12 protein-coding genes are annotated in these 13,887 nt (G+C 60.6%); 3 read left to right on the top strand and 9 right to left on the bottom strand.

What is annotated here, in order from left to right; translation table 11 throughout:
• Nucleotide 1 precedes the first annotated feature (1 nt).
• The 3 genes from VMY05_03490 to VMY05_03480 are packed head-to-tail and all read right to left on the bottom strand — an operon-like array spanning nt 2 to nt 4,272.
• Nucleotides 2–805, bottom strand: a complete 804-nt coding sequence (locus tag VMY05_03490) for an enoyl-CoA hydratase/isomerase family protein (protein HUV30142.1) — start codon at nt 803–805, stop codon at nt 2–4.
• Between the two features lie 53 nt (nt 806–858).
• Nucleotides 859–2,466, bottom strand: coding sequence for a carboxyl transferase domain-containing protein (locus VMY05_03485; protein ID HUV30141.1), 1,608 nt, complete (start codon nt 2,464–2,466; stop codon nt 859–861).
• 15 nt (nt 2,467–2,481) lie between these two features.
• Entirely contained in the window at nt 2,482–4,272 is a 1,791-nt protein-coding gene (locus tag VMY05_03480) for an acyclic terpene utilization AtuA family protein (GenBank protein ID HUV30140.1), read from the bottom strand.
• 273 nt (nt 4,273–4,545) lie between these two features.
• Between VMY05_03480 and VMY05_03475 the strand changes: the two genes are divergently transcribed.
• Nucleotides 4,546–5,511: a DUF523 and DUF1722 domain-containing protein gene (locus tag VMY05_03475; protein HUV30139.1), complete on the top strand. Its 966-nt coding sequence runs from the start codon at nt 4,546–4,548 to the stop codon at nt 5,509–5,511.
• A 20-nt stretch (nt 5,512–5,531) separates the two neighbouring features.
• Nucleotides 5,532–5,999 (top strand): SRPBCC family protein, encoded by a 468-nt coding sequence (locus VMY05_03470; GenBank protein ID HUV30138.1) that lies wholly within the window; start codon nt 5,532–5,534, stop codon nt 5,997–5,999.
• 38 nt (nt 6,000–6,037) lie between these two features.
• Here VMY05_03470 and VMY05_03465 read toward each other — a convergent pair whose 3' ends face one another.
• The 5 genes from VMY05_03465 to VMY05_03445 all read right to left on the bottom strand — a co-directional run bounded on the left by VMY05_03465 (nt 6,038) and on the right by VMY05_03445 (nt 10,307).
• The gene (locus VMY05_03465; protein HUV30137.1) at nt 6,038–6,838 is read right to left on the bottom strand and encodes a class I SAM-dependent methyltransferase; all 801 of its coding nucleotides are present in this window, start codon (nt 6,836–6,838) and stop codon (nt 6,038–6,040) included.
• 73 nt (nt 6,839–6,911) lie between these two features.
• The gene (locus tag VMY05_03460; protein ID HUV30136.1) at nt 6,912–7,466 is read right to left on the bottom strand and encodes an acetate uptake transporter; all 555 of its coding nucleotides are present in this window, start codon (nt 7,464–7,466) and stop codon (nt 6,912–6,914) included.
• Between the two features lie 215 nt (nt 7,467–7,681).
• Nucleotides 7,682–8,083 (bottom strand): Zn-ribbon domain-containing OB-fold protein, encoded by a 402-nt coding sequence (locus VMY05_03455; GenBank protein ID HUV30135.1) that lies wholly within the window; start codon nt 8,081–8,083, stop codon nt 7,682–7,684.
• Nucleotides 8,083–9,243, bottom strand: coding sequence for a thiolase domain-containing protein (locus VMY05_03450; GenBank protein ID HUV30134.1), 1,161 nt, complete (start codon nt 9,241–9,243; stop codon nt 8,083–8,085). The genes VMY05_03455 and VMY05_03450 overlap by 1 nt, the downstream gene beginning before the upstream one ends.
• A gap of 14 nt (nt 9,244–9,257) precedes the next feature.
• The gene (locus VMY05_03445) at nt 9,258–10,307 is read right to left on the bottom strand and encodes a hydroxymethylglutaryl-CoA synthase (GenBank protein HUV30133.1); all 1,050 of its coding nucleotides are present in this window, start codon (nt 10,305–10,307) and stop codon (nt 9,258–9,260) included.
• A 197-nt stretch (nt 10,308–10,504) separates the two neighbouring features.
• On the opposite strand from VMY05_03445, the gene VMY05_03440 reads away from it, so the two are divergent.
• Complete coding sequence (locus VMY05_03440) at nt 10,505–11,077, top strand: hypothetical protein (protein ID HUV30132.1); 573 nt, start codon at nt 10,505–10,507, stop codon at nt 11,075–11,077.
• A gap of 167 nt (nt 11,078–11,244) precedes the next feature.
• On the opposite strand, the gene clpB is transcribed toward VMY05_03440, so the two are convergent.
• Complete coding sequence (gene clpB / locus VMY05_03435; GenBank protein HUV30131.1) at nt 11,245–13,875, bottom strand: ATP-dependent chaperone ClpB; 2,631 nt, start codon at nt 13,873–13,875, stop codon at nt 11,245–11,247.
• Between the last annotated feature and the right edge of the window lie 12 nt (nt 13,876–13,887).

The raw sequence follows: 13,887 nt of genomic DNA, 5'->3' as shown, positions 1-13,887 counted from the left end.
GCTACTCCTCCCGCCGTTCACGCCGGGCCACCCACGCCGGCTTGCGCTTCTCAAGGAAAGCCGTCATGCCCTCCTGCCCCTCATCCGACACGCGCAGCCGTGCAATCATCTGGGCCGTGTACGGCTTGAACTGCTCCGGTGACATTCCCGGCGCCTCGCCGATGAGCTTCTTGGCCATGGCCACGGCCTCCGGACCCGACGTCAGGAGGTCCTGAACCAAGCGGTCGACTTCGGCATCAAGCCGGTCGTCCTCGACCACCTTGTTGACGAGGCCGACCTGGAAGGCACGCTCGGCCGGCATACGCTCACCAGTGATAAACAACTCGCGCGCCTTTCCCTCCCCCATTTTCTTGATGACGTAGGGACCGATACAGGCCGGCACGACGCCGATCTTGACCTCGGAAAACGAGAAGCGGGCCGAACGGGCCGCCAGGGCGATATCGCAGACGGCCACAAACCCGGTCCCGCCGCCGATGGCTGCGCCGTTGATGCGGCCGACCACCGGGCACGGGCAGGCATAAATCTGGTAGAACAGGTCTGCCAGGGCGCTGGATTCGGCAAGGTTTTCATCGAATGACTGCTTGACCACCTCGCGCATCCAGTTAAGGTCGGCCCCGGCGCAGAATGATTTGCCCTCGCCGGTCAGAACTATCACGCGAACCTCGCTGTCCTTTTCGATCTCGGAGAACAGCCGCGACATCTCGGTGATCATGGTCGCGTTGAAGGCGTTGTGGATTTCCGGCCTGTTGAAGCAGACGCGGGCAACCTGGCCGTCCTTATCATATTTGAGTGTCGTAAAGTTCATTTGCTCGCGCTCACCGTATTCTCATGGTTGTCTCGTCGGGGTCACGATCACGTTTACATTCTGAAAACGCCGTACTTCTGATCCGGTATCGGCGCGTTGAGAGCCATTGCTATCGACAGGGCCAGCATCTGGCGGGTATCGGTCATGCCGATTATCCCGTCGTCCCACAGCCGCGCCCCCGAATAGTACGGCGTTGACTCCGCCTCGTACTTGTCTATGATCGGTTGCCGGATGGTCCTGATCTCCTCTTCGCTGAGTTTCTTGCCCTCCTTTTGCAGCTGCACAATCTTGACCGTCGCCAGTACGTCGGCCGCCTGCTCGCCGCCCATGACGCAAATCCGGGCGTTGGGCCACATGAACATCAGCCGTGGAAAGTAAGCGCGTCCGCACATGGCGTAGTTTCCGGCGCCGTAGGAGCCACCGACCACGACGGTGAACTTCGGTACGTCCGCGTTCGCCACCGCGTGAACCAGCTTGGCTCCGTCGCGCGCAATGCCGCCCGCCTCGTACTGACGACCGACGATGAATCCCGATATGTTCTGCAGAAAGACAAGGGGGATTTTTCGCTGCGTACACAACTCGATGAAATGGGCGCCCTTGAGCGACGATTCCGAAAAGAGGACGCCGTTGTTGCCGATGATCCCGACGAGATAACCCATGATCCGCGCAAAGCCCGTAACCAGCGTGGCGCCGTACAGCTCCTTGAACTCGTGGAAACGGGAACCGTCCGCAAGCCGCGCGATTACTTCACGAATGTCATAGGGCTTTCTGACGTCGTGCGAGACAACACCGTACAGTTCCTCGGGATCGTAATGCGGGTCCTCCGGAGCCGTGCGGTCAACTTCGGCGGGCCTGGGTATGTGGAGGTTTTCGATGATGTTGCGGGCCATCTGCAGGGCGTGCTCGTCATTCTGCGCGTAGTGATCGGTAACGCCCGAGGTCCGGCAGTGGACGTCCGCCCCGCCCAGCTCTTCGGCCGTCACCACCTCACCGGTCGCCGCCTTGACGAGAGGGGGGCCGCCGATGAAAATCGTACCCTGTTTGCGAACAATGACGGTCTCGTCGGACATCGCCGGAAGGTAGGCGCCGCCGGCGGTGCAGGAGCCCAGGACAATTGAAATCTGGGCCAACCCCTTGGCCGACATCCGGGCCTGGTTGTAAAAGATACGGCCGAAGTGATCCTTGTCGGGAAAGGTGCCTGACTGCAGGGGCAGGAAGATTCCGCCCGAGTCGACGAGGTAAATGCAGGGCAGGTTGTTGATTTCCGCCACCGCCTGCGCCCGCCCGTGCTTGAGAATCGTTATGGGGAAGTACGTGCCGCCCTTCACCGTGGCGTCGTTGGTAATCACCATGACGTGCTTGTCGTGCACCTTGCCGATACCGGTAATGATACCGGCACAGGGCGCGTCGTTGTCGTACATGTCATAGGCGGCCAGCGAGCAGATCTCCAGGAAGGGACTGTTGCGGTCGAGCAGGCGGGCCATCCGGTCGCGCGGCAGCATCTTCCCACGGTCGACGTGGCGTTTGCGCGACTTCTCCGGCCCTCCCAGCTTCACCTTTTCCAGGCGCTCCTTGAACTCGGCGTGAAGCCGCCGGTTTACCTCCGCGTTCTCCTTGAACGTCGCGGAACTCGTGTCAACTTTGGATTCAATACGAAACATCTGTGTCCGTCCCGTCTAACTCTGAAGCAGCGACGAGGGCACTCTGACGGGCATCTGCAACAGCGCCTGTGCCAGCGTCTTTCCCTGCGGATCTATCATTAACGATTTCGTCCCGCCGCCGCCCAGCGTTTCCTCCAGAAGGAAATTAAGGCCCAGCAAGTTGTCCAGTTCATAGCGAATCACCTTTCCCCCGGTTATGCCGCGAAAGAACCTCCTGACCCGTTCAGCGGTCAGGTGTTCGACGATCCAGCCGTACGCCTCGGGCGTACGCGCCAGCACACCGATATTGCACGTATCACCCTTGTCACCCGAGCGCGCGTAACAGATATCGCGCAGCCGCGCCGTTTTCAGCCGTCCGGCGGGTCGTTGTCGCTTTCTCCGACGAGGCCTCGCCCCGGCGGCTTGTACCGGCGCCGTCTGCACCCGCACCGGAAACGAGATCTCGTAGAACTCCTCCCGGCCATCCGTCGTAATTGCCAGCACCTTGGCCCGGACGCGGCTGCGGTGAATCAAGGCCGGCCAGTATGCGATGACCTGTTTCGGCCTGGGTCGGCCCTGCCCGGTAACCGCCATACCCGCCGGGCCGGACAGAATCAGCGTCGAGAGCACTTTGCCGAAGTCCCTGACTTTATCCAGCTCGCGATCCCGCACCCCGAAGCGGAGCAGAATCTCGTTGGTGTCGCAATTCCTCAGATGGTCGGGCCAGATAGAGCCGGAACCGATCATCTCAGTGCGCGTCGACTCATACGTATGCCCGAGTTTCCCCCAGAAGATCCGCGCGATGGTCTCGGCCTTGCGATACGTGTCGGGTCCGGACACGAGGACCTCGCCGGACGATTTCCAGCCGTCGTCGTAGGCCATCGAAACCTTCAGGCGGTCAGGCTCCGGCTTTCCCCTGATCCCGGACACGCGCACCCGGTTCTTACCGGCGGGTTTCAGCCGAATGGTATCGAAGCGGGCTATCCCGTCGGGCGATATGTAATTGGCCGGATCACCCATCTCGTACACGAGCTGTTCCTTGACCGTCTTCTCGGAAACCAGCCCGCCGGTGCGGGGGTGCTTGGTGACGACGAATTCTCCACTGTCATCCATTTCGATAATCGGATAACCGCAGGCCTCGAAGTTCTTAATTTCGTGCCAGTCGGTGACGTTGCCGCCGCTGGCCTGGCAACCGCACTCGATTATGTGCCCGGCCACGATGCCCGCGGCCATGCGATCCCAGTCGTCCATGGCCCAGCCAAACTCGTGTATCATCGGGGCCAGCGCCAGACCCGTGTCGGTGACTCGACCGGTGACCACAAGCTGGCAGCCCGTCTCGAGCGCCTTTACGACCGGCTCTGCGCCGAGATAGATGTTGGCCGCGGCTATGCGTGAACGCACGCCGTGAAAGTCCTGGCCTGTTTCCATGTTGGTGAACCGCTCACCGGCGGCGGAAAGCTCATAAAGCTGATTGACGATGTCGTCCCCATATACCACGCCGACTTTCAGGTCGAGTCCCATGGCACGAGCCATGTCGAGAATCTTTCGGCCCATGCCGATCGGATTGATCCCCCCGGCGTTCGTTATGATCCTCACTCCCTTCTGAACAGCCAGAGGCAGGCACTCCGCGAGCTGTTCCAGGAAGTCAACCGCGTAGCCGAGATCCGGAGATTTCTTGCGCTGGCGCTGGAGTATGGACATCGTGATCTCGGCCAGGAAGTCCATCATGATGTAGTCGAGCGGTCCACCTGTGATCTGGCGTTTTAGTGCCGCGAGGTCATCACCCCAGTAGCCGCCTGCATTGCCGATACGAATTGCTTTCTTCAAGCTGTGCGGTCCCAGCTATGCCGTTGTCTCCAGCCACCGAAAAGCGTGTCTTTGCACACAGGAGAAACAATATAGCCGCCGGCCTTCCCTTTGTAAAGGGGAAGCTGATACCGGTCGATTTGATTTCGCTGGTCGGCGCCCGTTTCGGCTTGCAAACAGGACTTACCGGCGCTACTTTGCCCGACAGAGAAAAACGAGGTTTTGACCGCGCGGTGCGCGTGAGCGTCTGCGCGAGGACACCGACGACAGGAGTGTTGTAAACGGAAGCCCGGCATGAGTTCGTTCGCCAAACCCACGGTAGTGGTCAGCAAGTGCCTGGGATTCGAGGCCTGCCGCTTTGACGGGCGGCGTCTGTGCAGCCCGTTCGTGCAGGCTCTCAAACCGTACGTGAACTTCGTACCGGTCTGCCCCGAGGTCCGGATCGGGCTGGGCACTCCCCGCGAACCGATAGAACTCGTTCGGACCGGATCGGAAATTTCACTCTGCCAGCCGACGACCGGCCGGAATCTGACCCGAACGATGAATGCCTTCGCACATCGGTTTCTCTCTTCGCAGCAGGACGTGGACGGCTTCATTCTCAAGGGCCGATCACCCTCATGCGGCATCGGCGACGTGAGAATCCGAAGCCTGACCGACAATCATCGAACCGAATCACGGCACGGTTCCGGCGTCTTTGCCGCACAGGTTTTGAAACGCTGCGGTGATCTGGCCGTCACGACGGATTCGAGGCTGGCCCGGGACCGCGCCCGTGAACACTGGTTGACCGGGCTGTTTACACTGGCAGCGTTCCGCCTGAGCATGCGATCCGGCAGCATGAAACGCCTGGTTGCTTTTCATCGGTACAACCGTCACCTGCTGGCCGCCTGCAACCAGGGGCGGGCGCGGCGCCTCGACGCGGCCATGCGAGCCTGCGACAGGAAACATCCACGCGCGACCTTCGCGGAATATCAGCTCCACCTTCGCGCCGCCATGAGCAGACCTCCCCGGCGGGCTTCCGTAAGAAAAATACTGGCCGGCGCACTGGATTACTACTCGACTCACCTCGACGCCTCCGAGAGGCACGCCTTCAGTCGGTCGTTAGAGAGGTATTGTCAGGGAGAGTTCCCCCTGAGCGCGCTTCGAAAAACGCTCCAGGTCTGGGCCGTCCGGTACGACAAGACGTTCCTGCGGTCTGACAGCTTCTTCCGACCATACCCCGGTGAGCTGGCCGACATCAACTCCTGGAGAAAGTCTGAATAGTTGGAGGAGACCACACTGCCATGAAAATCTACAGCGTTCAGCGGAGTCAGCAACTGGCCCTGTCGCTGAATGACGCCTGGCGGTTCTTTTCCAACCCGGCGAATCTCGCGCTTCTGACCCCGCCCTCGCTCAACCTGAGACCGATCTCCGACGTGCCGGCCCTGATGTACGAGGGGATGCTCGTCACCTACCGTATCACCCCGTTCGCCGGTATCCCCGTCACGTGGGTGACCGAAATCACCCATGTGAACGAACCGTTCATGTTCATCGACGAACAGCGCTTCGGGCCGTACAGGTTCTGGCACCATGAGCACCGGTTTGAGGAAATCGCGAACGGCATCGTGTTGGGGGATACCGTCCGCTACGGGCTGCCGCTGGGTATCCTGGGCCGAATAGCCCATGCCCTTGTGGTCCGCAGGCAGATCGACGCCATCTTCGCCTTCCGGGAGAGGGTACTCGGGCAGCGGTTCGGGTCCGCAGCCCACTAGACGGAGACGTCCGAAGGTCTGACCGCCCTCAGGGCCGGTCAGGGGCGTTTGCGCGCAACCAGGATCAGCTCTCCGGGTTCCTCGGTGCCGAACGGATTCATCTCGTGATCGCCGTAGACGTGCTCGACTTCGAACCCGCTTCGTGCCAGCAGGTGCTCGGCCTCATAGCGAAACAGGTAGAAGACACGAAAGGAGTGTACCAGTCGCTCTTTCCGCCCGTCAGGATGCTCGACGTAAAAGATCAGTTCGACATCGATACACTGTTTCGGTCTGTCGATCCGAACATTGCGCCCGCGCATGTAGACCTTCCGGCCGTCCGGCATCGTCACCGGCGGATCATCACCGTACTCCTCCTTTCGCGGCTCACCGGCCAGCCACGGCATATGCGGATTGAACAGGTCAAGCACGAGGCGGCAGTCATCCTGAAGGTGGCGATGGACAGAGGCCAGACATGACAGTTGGTCATCGATCTCGGTCAACAGTTGAAAGGATCGAAACGGGATCATGGCCAGCGCAAACCGGCGCTTGAGGTCGAAGCGTCGCATGTCGGCGTGAACGAGCTGAACCCGCGCCTGAACCTCGGCCGCCTCCTTGGACAGTTTTCTTCGGCAGGCGGAAAGCATTGGCTCAGAGAGATCGAGCCCGACTATCTCGATGCCGGCCTTTGCTGTCGGGATCAGCACCCGTCCGGTGCCGCAGGCAAGCTCCAGGACCGGACCGAACGCCTTACGGGCAAATCCGACAAAGAAGTCAGTGTCCTTCAGAGCCGCATACGAATGCACGTAGTCATAGTATTCAGCAACAAACGGAAAGTCTTCGTACCCACCCGCCGTGTCCATTGCGTTGTCCTCACGTAACGATTTCAGAGAGGCCGGACCCGACAGGAGTTGAGACCGGCCGTTCCTTGACGCTTTACCCGATCGGCAGGATCGTCCTGCCCTGCGATTCATTGATGACCTCGGCCATGGCCAGGTAGATGGCCGAAAGACCGCACACGATGCCCTCGTACCCGGCAATTATGCGCACCGCGGCCGAGCCCGTCCAGTCAGCGACCGCCAGCAGCCAGAAAAGAATCGTCAGAGTGAGAAAAACGACCTGCAGAGCACGGTGCTTGCCGAACGTGGCAAACCACATCAAGCATGTAAACAGGCCCCAGAAGAAAAGGTACCAGGCCATGAAGCCCGCCGGGGTTGCCTCGGCCCACCCGATTCGGGGAAAGACGATCAAGGCCACCAGCGACACCCAGAAAAGACCGTACGAGGTGAAGGCCGTGGTCCCGAAGGTGTTTCCCTTCCTGAATTCCATGATGCCGGCAAAGATCTGTGCCAGACCCCCGTAGAAGATTCCCATCGCGAGAATCATCGAACCAAGCGGGAAAAACCCGGCATTGTGAATGTTCAGCAGGACGGTGGTCATGCCGAAACCCATCAGTCCCAGCGGCGCCGGGTTCGACAGCTTGTTGTCCATTGGTATCTCCTCCTCCACCATCGTTGAGCGCACGGTATAACCCTGCGACATTGAAGAAACACCAAGTTACCGGCGACTGTACGCACCTGCAAGTAAATGTTTGTCCCGGCGACGGACCGGCGCGCCCGTGGGACCGGCAAAAGAAAACGGCAGGACCCGAAAGTCCTGCCGTGTCAAAACAGTGTCGTCGTAAGAGCGAGAATCGAGAACGCTTCTCAGTACCACTTGGGCACGAACTTGTACCCGTAGCTGATCACGCCGTGGTGGCCCTCGGACTGGATACGGCGGAACTCCAGCCGTACTTCCATCCCGATCTTGACCTTTTCGACGTCGCAGTCCGTGACCTGCGCCATCAGCCGGGTGCCGTCAGCCAGTTCGGCAATGGCCAGGGCGTACGGTGCAATGTCTCCCCACTGACTCGGCGCCACACGGATAACGGTGTACGTGACGATCTTGCCGGTGTCCGGCAGCGTGACCTTCTCGCATTCGGTATCGCCGGTTTCCGGGTCCACCAGCCTCGGCGGGAAATACGTCTTGCCGCTCTTCTTGAACTTGACCGCTTCCAGCCGGTACCGCTGCGGGTACTCGCGCCAGTTGCGAGAGCTGAACATAGTCATCACGCCACCTCCAATATGTGCGTGACCGAGGATGCGCCGGAACCGCCCATGTTCTGCGTCAGGCCCGTCTTCGGCGACCCCGCAATCTGCCGACCGTTTTCCGCCTGCCCGGTCAGTTGTTTATAGACCTCAATCACCTGTGCTACGCCGGTGGCACCGACGGGGTGTCCTTTGGACTTCAGGCCGCCCGACGGGTTAACCGGAAACGTTCCTTCCAGCGAGGTTTCCCCCGCCAGAGCCGCCGGACCGGCTTTGCCCGGTTTGAACTTGCCGATTGATTCCGTCACCACGAGCTCTGCAATGGTGAAACAGTCGTGCACTTCGCAGAACTGGACGTCCTCGATCTTCCGGCCGGCCATTTTCAGCGCCCGCTGCGTGGCCGCCGTCGTGGCCTTGATAGTCGTCATGTCCTCGCGCTGGGCAAGGGCGATAGTATCGGTGCCGGCACCGCTGCCGGTCACTATCACGTACGGTTTGCCAAGCTTCCTGGCAACCTCTTCGGTCGTCACGATCACGGCGGCGGCCCCGTCGGTGATCGGCGAGCAGTCCAGAATGTGAAGCGGGTCCGCGACCATAACGGACTTGGCCACCTGCTCGGCCGTGATCTCAAAGGGGTACTGGGCAACCGGGTTCCGGGCGCCGTTACGATGGTTCTTGACCGCCACCGCCGAGAGCATGTCGCGGGTCGTCCCGTACCTGGCCATGTGGGCATGCGCCATCATGGCGTACAATCCCGGAAACGTGGCACCGTGGAACACTTCGTATTCCTGATCCGCGGCCGCAGCCAGGGCGTAGGTGGCGTCGTCACCCGAACAGTCGGTCATTTTCTCGACACCGGAGGCCATGACGATGTCGGCGTTGCCCGAAGCCACTTCGAGAAACGCCAGCCGAAACGCCATCCCGCCGGACGCGCAGGCCGACTCCACCCGGACGGCCGGCACGCCGGGCATGCCCATGTAATCGGCCATGAGGGCACCCACGTGTTCCTGGCCGACGAAAAGCCCGCCGGACATGCAACCCACGTACAGCGAGTCCAGGTGATCGACCCCGGAGTCACGAATTGCGTCCATAGCGGCATCGACAAAAAGCTGGCGAAACGACTTTCGCCAGATCTCTCCCCACTGACTCAAGCCGACACCTACTACACAAACCTTTCTCATCGCTGAATGTCCTCCTAATTGTTCTTGATGATCTTCCCACGATACTTGGCGTAGGTGCCGTAGTCGATGTAGAAGAGATTTTCGTCCAGGAGCTTTTTCGTACGAACCGCCTTGTCGCGCGCCTCGTCGATGCGCCCCGTGACCTTCCAGATAAAGGCGTCGGAACCGGCGCCGGAACCGTACGAGCACATAAAGATCAGGTCGCCTGGTTTTGAGGCGTCCAGCGCCGCCGTCAGCCCGATCGGTGACGCCCCTGAATACGTATTCCCGAGCGTCGGTGCCAGAAGACCGGCTTGAATCTGCTCACTGCTAAACCCGAGATCACGGGCGACCCTGACCGGGAACTTCCCGTTGGGCTGGTGAAAAACAGCGTGCCTGAAGTCGGCCGGCTTCATCCCCGATTTCTCCAGGATAGCCCGCGAAGCTCCCTTGGTATGGGCGAAGTAGGCTTCCTCACCGGTGAAACGCCCGCCGTGCTGCGGGTAAAACTCGTGTTCGCGACGCCAGAAATCGGGCATGTCGGTCATGTAGGAATGCGTGTACAGAACCTCGGCGATGAGATTCTCCATGCCCATGATGAAGGCACCCGCGCCGGCGGCCGTGGAGAACTCCAGGGCATCGGAAGGTGCTCCCTGCGACGTGTCGGCGGCGATGGCCAGAGCGTATTTCATGTTCCCGGATTGGACGTGGGAGAGCGCCACGAACATTGCTTCCGATCCGGCCTTGCACGCAAACTCGAAATCGGCACAATGGATATCCGGCGTAGCTCCGATGGCTTCCGCCACGACCGTGCCCGATGGTTTCACCGCGTACGGATGCGACTCCGAACCGACATAAATCGCTCCTATATCCGCCGGGTCCACCCCGCCGGAGCGCTTCAGCGCGTTCTTGGCGGCCTCCACGGACAGGGTTATCGTATCCATGTCGGGCGGGGGAACCGACTTCTGACGCAGCATCAGCCCTCTCTCGTAGCTCGGCGCATCCGCTCCCCAGACCTTGGCAATCTCGGCAATCTTTATGCGATGTCTCGGAAGATGCGCTCCGTAGCCTACAATACCAGCCATTAGAAACCTCTATCGCTTGATGTTGGCGTTGTTGTCCTACTCCACCTCGGCCGTTACCCGGCCGACCGGAAAAGCCATTATAAACCCGGCCGCAGCCGGTGACAAGCGAATATCGGTTTTTTGCCCCGGATCCCCGACCGTTATACCTGCAAAGGTCACCTAAACGCTCCGTCTGCCCGTGCCGATATACTGATGATATGAAGGTATACTTGTCCCTCGCGGCCGTATTACTCTGCCTGTGGGTCGAGTCGGCGGCCTCCCAACCCGAGGAAGTGATCAGCCGGAACGCGGCTTTCTATGAAGGGGAAACGCTCAACTACGTGATAGCGCCACCCCCTCGGTTCAGGCTGGTCGACCGCGAGGCGATCGACGACGGGTACTCGTTTGCCTTCGTTCCTGAATCCTCGCAGTACGGCGGCGCCGAGATTATGATCGGCGTAAACATCTACAAGATTCGGGGGCTGTCGTTTGCAGACGTCGTAGCCCATGACACCGCCTCACTCAGAGCCCACTACGGCGACAGCCTGGTCATGTGGAAGGTAGATTCGGTCATGATCGGCAGCGGCGATCCGATCAAGACGTTCTTCCTCGATGACAAGGGCCGCTTCATCCCCAATGTCATGGTTTCTTATTTCGACGGCGGGGCGGACCTGCTGATTTTCGAACTCGTCATCTCCGACTCGGTGCTGCGCCCGCACGCCGAGGAAGCGTTCATTGCCTGTCTCCGGAGCGCAAGGGCTCTGGTCAGGGGCCAAACCGGGCTCCCATAGTCCCTTTTGAATTTACCCCCGCCTGTCCAGGCCGGGCGCTGGAAGGGCTGCCCGGTCCCAAAACCGGCCGGCCGATTTAACCCTGATGCCCCGTCCCGGCCGCAACGGACCTAGGCAAAAAAAAACGGCAGGGGCATCGACCCTGCCGTTTACCGCATCCCCGCGATTTACGCTTGAACCGCCTCTTCTTCCGGTCTGTCGTTGAGACCGGTAAGCTGAAGCTCATTATTCACAATATCCACCCGCAGCCTCTGCCCCTGGCCCAGGTCGCCGGACAGCAACATTCTGGCGATCCTCTGGCTAAGCTGCTTATTGATAAACCGCTTGATAGGGCGAGCGCCGAACGTCTCGTCATACGCCGTCGCCGCGATGTGATCAACGGCGGCGTCGGTGACCTCCAGCGTAATCTCCTTTTCGGTCAACAGCGTTTGCAGCCGCCTGAGTTGCAGGCGAACGATGTCGGCGATTTCGGGCCTGGTCAGCGACGAGAACACAATGGTCTCGTCGACCCGGTTGAGAAACTCAGGGCGAAGCGTCTGTCTGAGGGTGGCCAGAACGTTCCGCTTGATGTTCTCGTAGACGACCTGGCGGTTGAATTCGCCGAGGTTCTGCGATTCCTTCTGGATGTACTCGGCGGCGACGTTCGAGGTCATCACCAGGATGGTGTTCCTGAACGACACCGTCCGGCCCTGATTGTCGGTCAACCGTCCATCGTCGAGCACCTGCAGGAGGATGTTGAACACCTCCGGGTGCGCCTTCTCAATCTCGTCAAGCAGCACCACGGCGTAGGGGCGACGGCGTACGGCTTCCGTCAACTGGCCGCCCTCGTCGTAACCCACATATCCCGGCGGCGCGCCGATAAGCCGCGACACCGTATGTTTCTCCATGTACTCGGACATGTCCAGCCGGGTAATCGCTTCCTCGGTGCCGTAAAGGAACTCGGCCAGCGCCCGGGCCAGCTCGGTCTTGCCGACCCCGGTGGGACCGAGGAAAATAAACGACCCGATGGGCCGGTCGGGATCGGAGAGTCCGGCCCGTGACTGCCGCACCGCGTCGGCCACCGCCGTGACCGCCTCGTCCTGGCCGATCACCCGCTCGTGCAGCTTATCCTCGAGTTTTATCAGTCGCTCGGATTCAGACTCCGACAGGCGCGTCACCGGAATCCCGGTCCATTTGGACACAACATCGGCAACGTCGTCGGCGTCGACCATCTCCTTGAGAAGCTGCCGCTTTTCCTGGATGACGGTCAGCGAATGCGCGAGCAACTGCAACTTCTTTTCCGCGTCGGCGATATCGGCATACTTCAGCCTGGCGGCGGTTTCAAAGTCCGCCCGCCGCTCGGCCTCAGCCGCCTGAAGTTTCATCTGCTCGACGTCGGACTTGATCTGCCGGATGGCCTCGACCGCCTCCTTTTCCTTTTGCCACTGGGTGCGCAGTTCATCCCGCTGGGCGTACAGGTCGGAAAGTTCGCTCTCAATAGGCTTGAGCCGATCCCTGGCATCTTTCTCGCGCTTGACGCCTTCCTTCTCAATCTCCAGTTGGCGGATACGCTTCTCGACCGTGTCAAGCTCCTCCGGCAGGGAATCGATCGATATCCGCAGCTCGGCGGCGGCCTCGTCAATCAGGTCTATCGCCTTGTCGGGCAGAAAACGGTCCGCGATATACCGGTCCGCCAGCTTCGCCGCCGCCACAATGGCGGCGTCGGAGATCTTTATGCCGTGGTACACCTCGTAACGCTCACGAAGGCCGCGAAGTATCGACACCGTCTCCTCCACGGACGGCGGTTCGATCAGGATCGGGGCCAGGCGCCGCTCCAGGGCAGCGTCCTTTTCGATGTGCTTGCGGTACTCGTCAAGGGTGGTCGCGCCGATGAACCGGATTTCGCCCCTGGACAGGGCCGGCTTGAGCATGTTGGAGGCGTCCAGCGAACCGTCGCCGGTGGCACCCGCCCCGACGATGGTGTGCATTTCGTCGATGAACATGATAATGCGGCCGCTGGAATTCTCTACTTCGCGCAGAATCGCCTTGAGGCGTTCCTCGAACTCGCCCCGGAACTTGGAACCGGCAATCATGGCGCCCAGGTCGAGAGCTACCAGTTGCCTGTCCTTGAGCGTCTCCGGTACCTCGCCGATGGCGATCTTCTGCGCCAGGCCCTCCACTACCGCCGTCTTACCGGTGCCGGGTTCGCCGATCAGCACCGGGTTGTTCTTCGTGCGCCGGGAGAGAATCTTGATAATGCGCCGTATCTCGTCGTCACGACCGATAACCGGGTCCAGTTTCCCCTCGGCGGCCATTTTCGTCAGGTCGCGCGAGTACTTCTCCAAAGCCGCATACTTGGACTCCGGATCGGCATCCGTGACCCGCTGGCCCCCGCGCATCGACGTCAGCGCCTTGAGAACCTCGTCCCGCTTGACGCCGTTCTGCCTGAGTATCTCCTGCGCCTTGGACTTGACCTCGAGCAGCGCCAGCAGCAGGTGCTCAACCGAGACGTACTCATCCCTGAAATGCTTTAGCTCGGCTTCCGCCTTGTAAAACACTTGCGTCAGTTCGTTTGACGGATACAGCTGGCCGCCTTGCTGTCTCGGAAGCAGTTTGAGCGCGTCCGTGACCTCGGCCTCGATCCTGCCGACGTCCACCCCCAGCTTCCTGAGAGTCTGGCCGACCAGCCCCTCCTCCTGCTTGAGCAGTGCGGCCAGCAGATGTTCAGGCGTCATCTGGGGGTGCCCCTCCGCCTGCGCCATCTGCTGGGCATAAGAGATGGCGTCGATTGATCTCTGCGTAAATCTATTCAGGTTCATATTCATTCACCT

Source organism: Acidobacteriota bacterium (genome assembly GCA_035529075.1).
Taxonomy (GTDB): Bacteria; Zixibacteria; MSB-5A5; order GN15; family FEB-12; genus DATKXK01.
The sequence above is the reverse complement of the archived record's forward strand: the minus strand, read 5'-3'. Positions and strand labels throughout refer to the sequence as shown.

Bases quoted from the DNA above. Each gene is read 5' to 3' on its own strand.
- VMY05_03490 (HUV30142.1), bottom strand. From the start codon at position 805: ATGAACTTTACGACACTCAAATATGATAAGGACGGCCAGGTTGCCCGC.
- VMY05_03485 (HUV30141.1), bottom strand. From the start codon at position 2,466: ATGTTTCGTATTGAATCCAAAGTTGACACGAGTTCCGCGACGTTCAAG.
- VMY05_03475 (HUV30139.1), top strand. From the start codon at position 4,546: ATGAGTTCGTTCGCCAAACCCACGGTAGTGGTCAGCAAGTGCCTGGGA.
- VMY05_03470 (HUV30138.1), top strand. From the start codon at position 5,532: ATGAAAATCTACAGCGTTCAGCGGAGTCAGCAACTGGCCCTGTCGCTG.
- VMY05_03465 (HUV30137.1), bottom strand. From the start codon at position 6,838: ATGGACACGGCGGGTGGGTACGAAGACTTTCCGTTTGTTGCTGAATAC.
- VMY05_03460 (HUV30136.1), bottom strand. From the start codon at position 7,466: ATGGACAACAAGCTGTCGAACCCGGCGCCGCTGGGACTGATGGGTTTC.
- VMY05_03455 (HUV30135.1), bottom strand. From the start codon at position 8,083: ATGACTATGTTCAGCTCTCGCAACTGGCGCGAGTACCCGCAGCGGTAC.
- VMY05_03450 (HUV30134.1), bottom strand. From the start codon at position 9,243: ATGAGAAAGGTTTGTGTAGTAGGTGTCGGCTTGAGTCAGTGGGGAGAG.
- VMY05_03445 (HUV30133.1), bottom strand. From the start codon at position 10,307: ATGGCTGGTATTGTAGGCTACGGAGCGCATCTTCCGAGACATCGCATA.
- VMY05_03440 (HUV30132.1), top strand. From the start codon at position 10,505: ATGAAGGTATACTTGTCCCTCGCGGCCGTATTACTCTGCCTGTGGGTC.
- clpB (HUV30131.1), bottom strand. From the start codon at position 13,875: ATGAACCTGAATAGATTTACGCAGAGATCAATCGACGCCATCTCTTAT.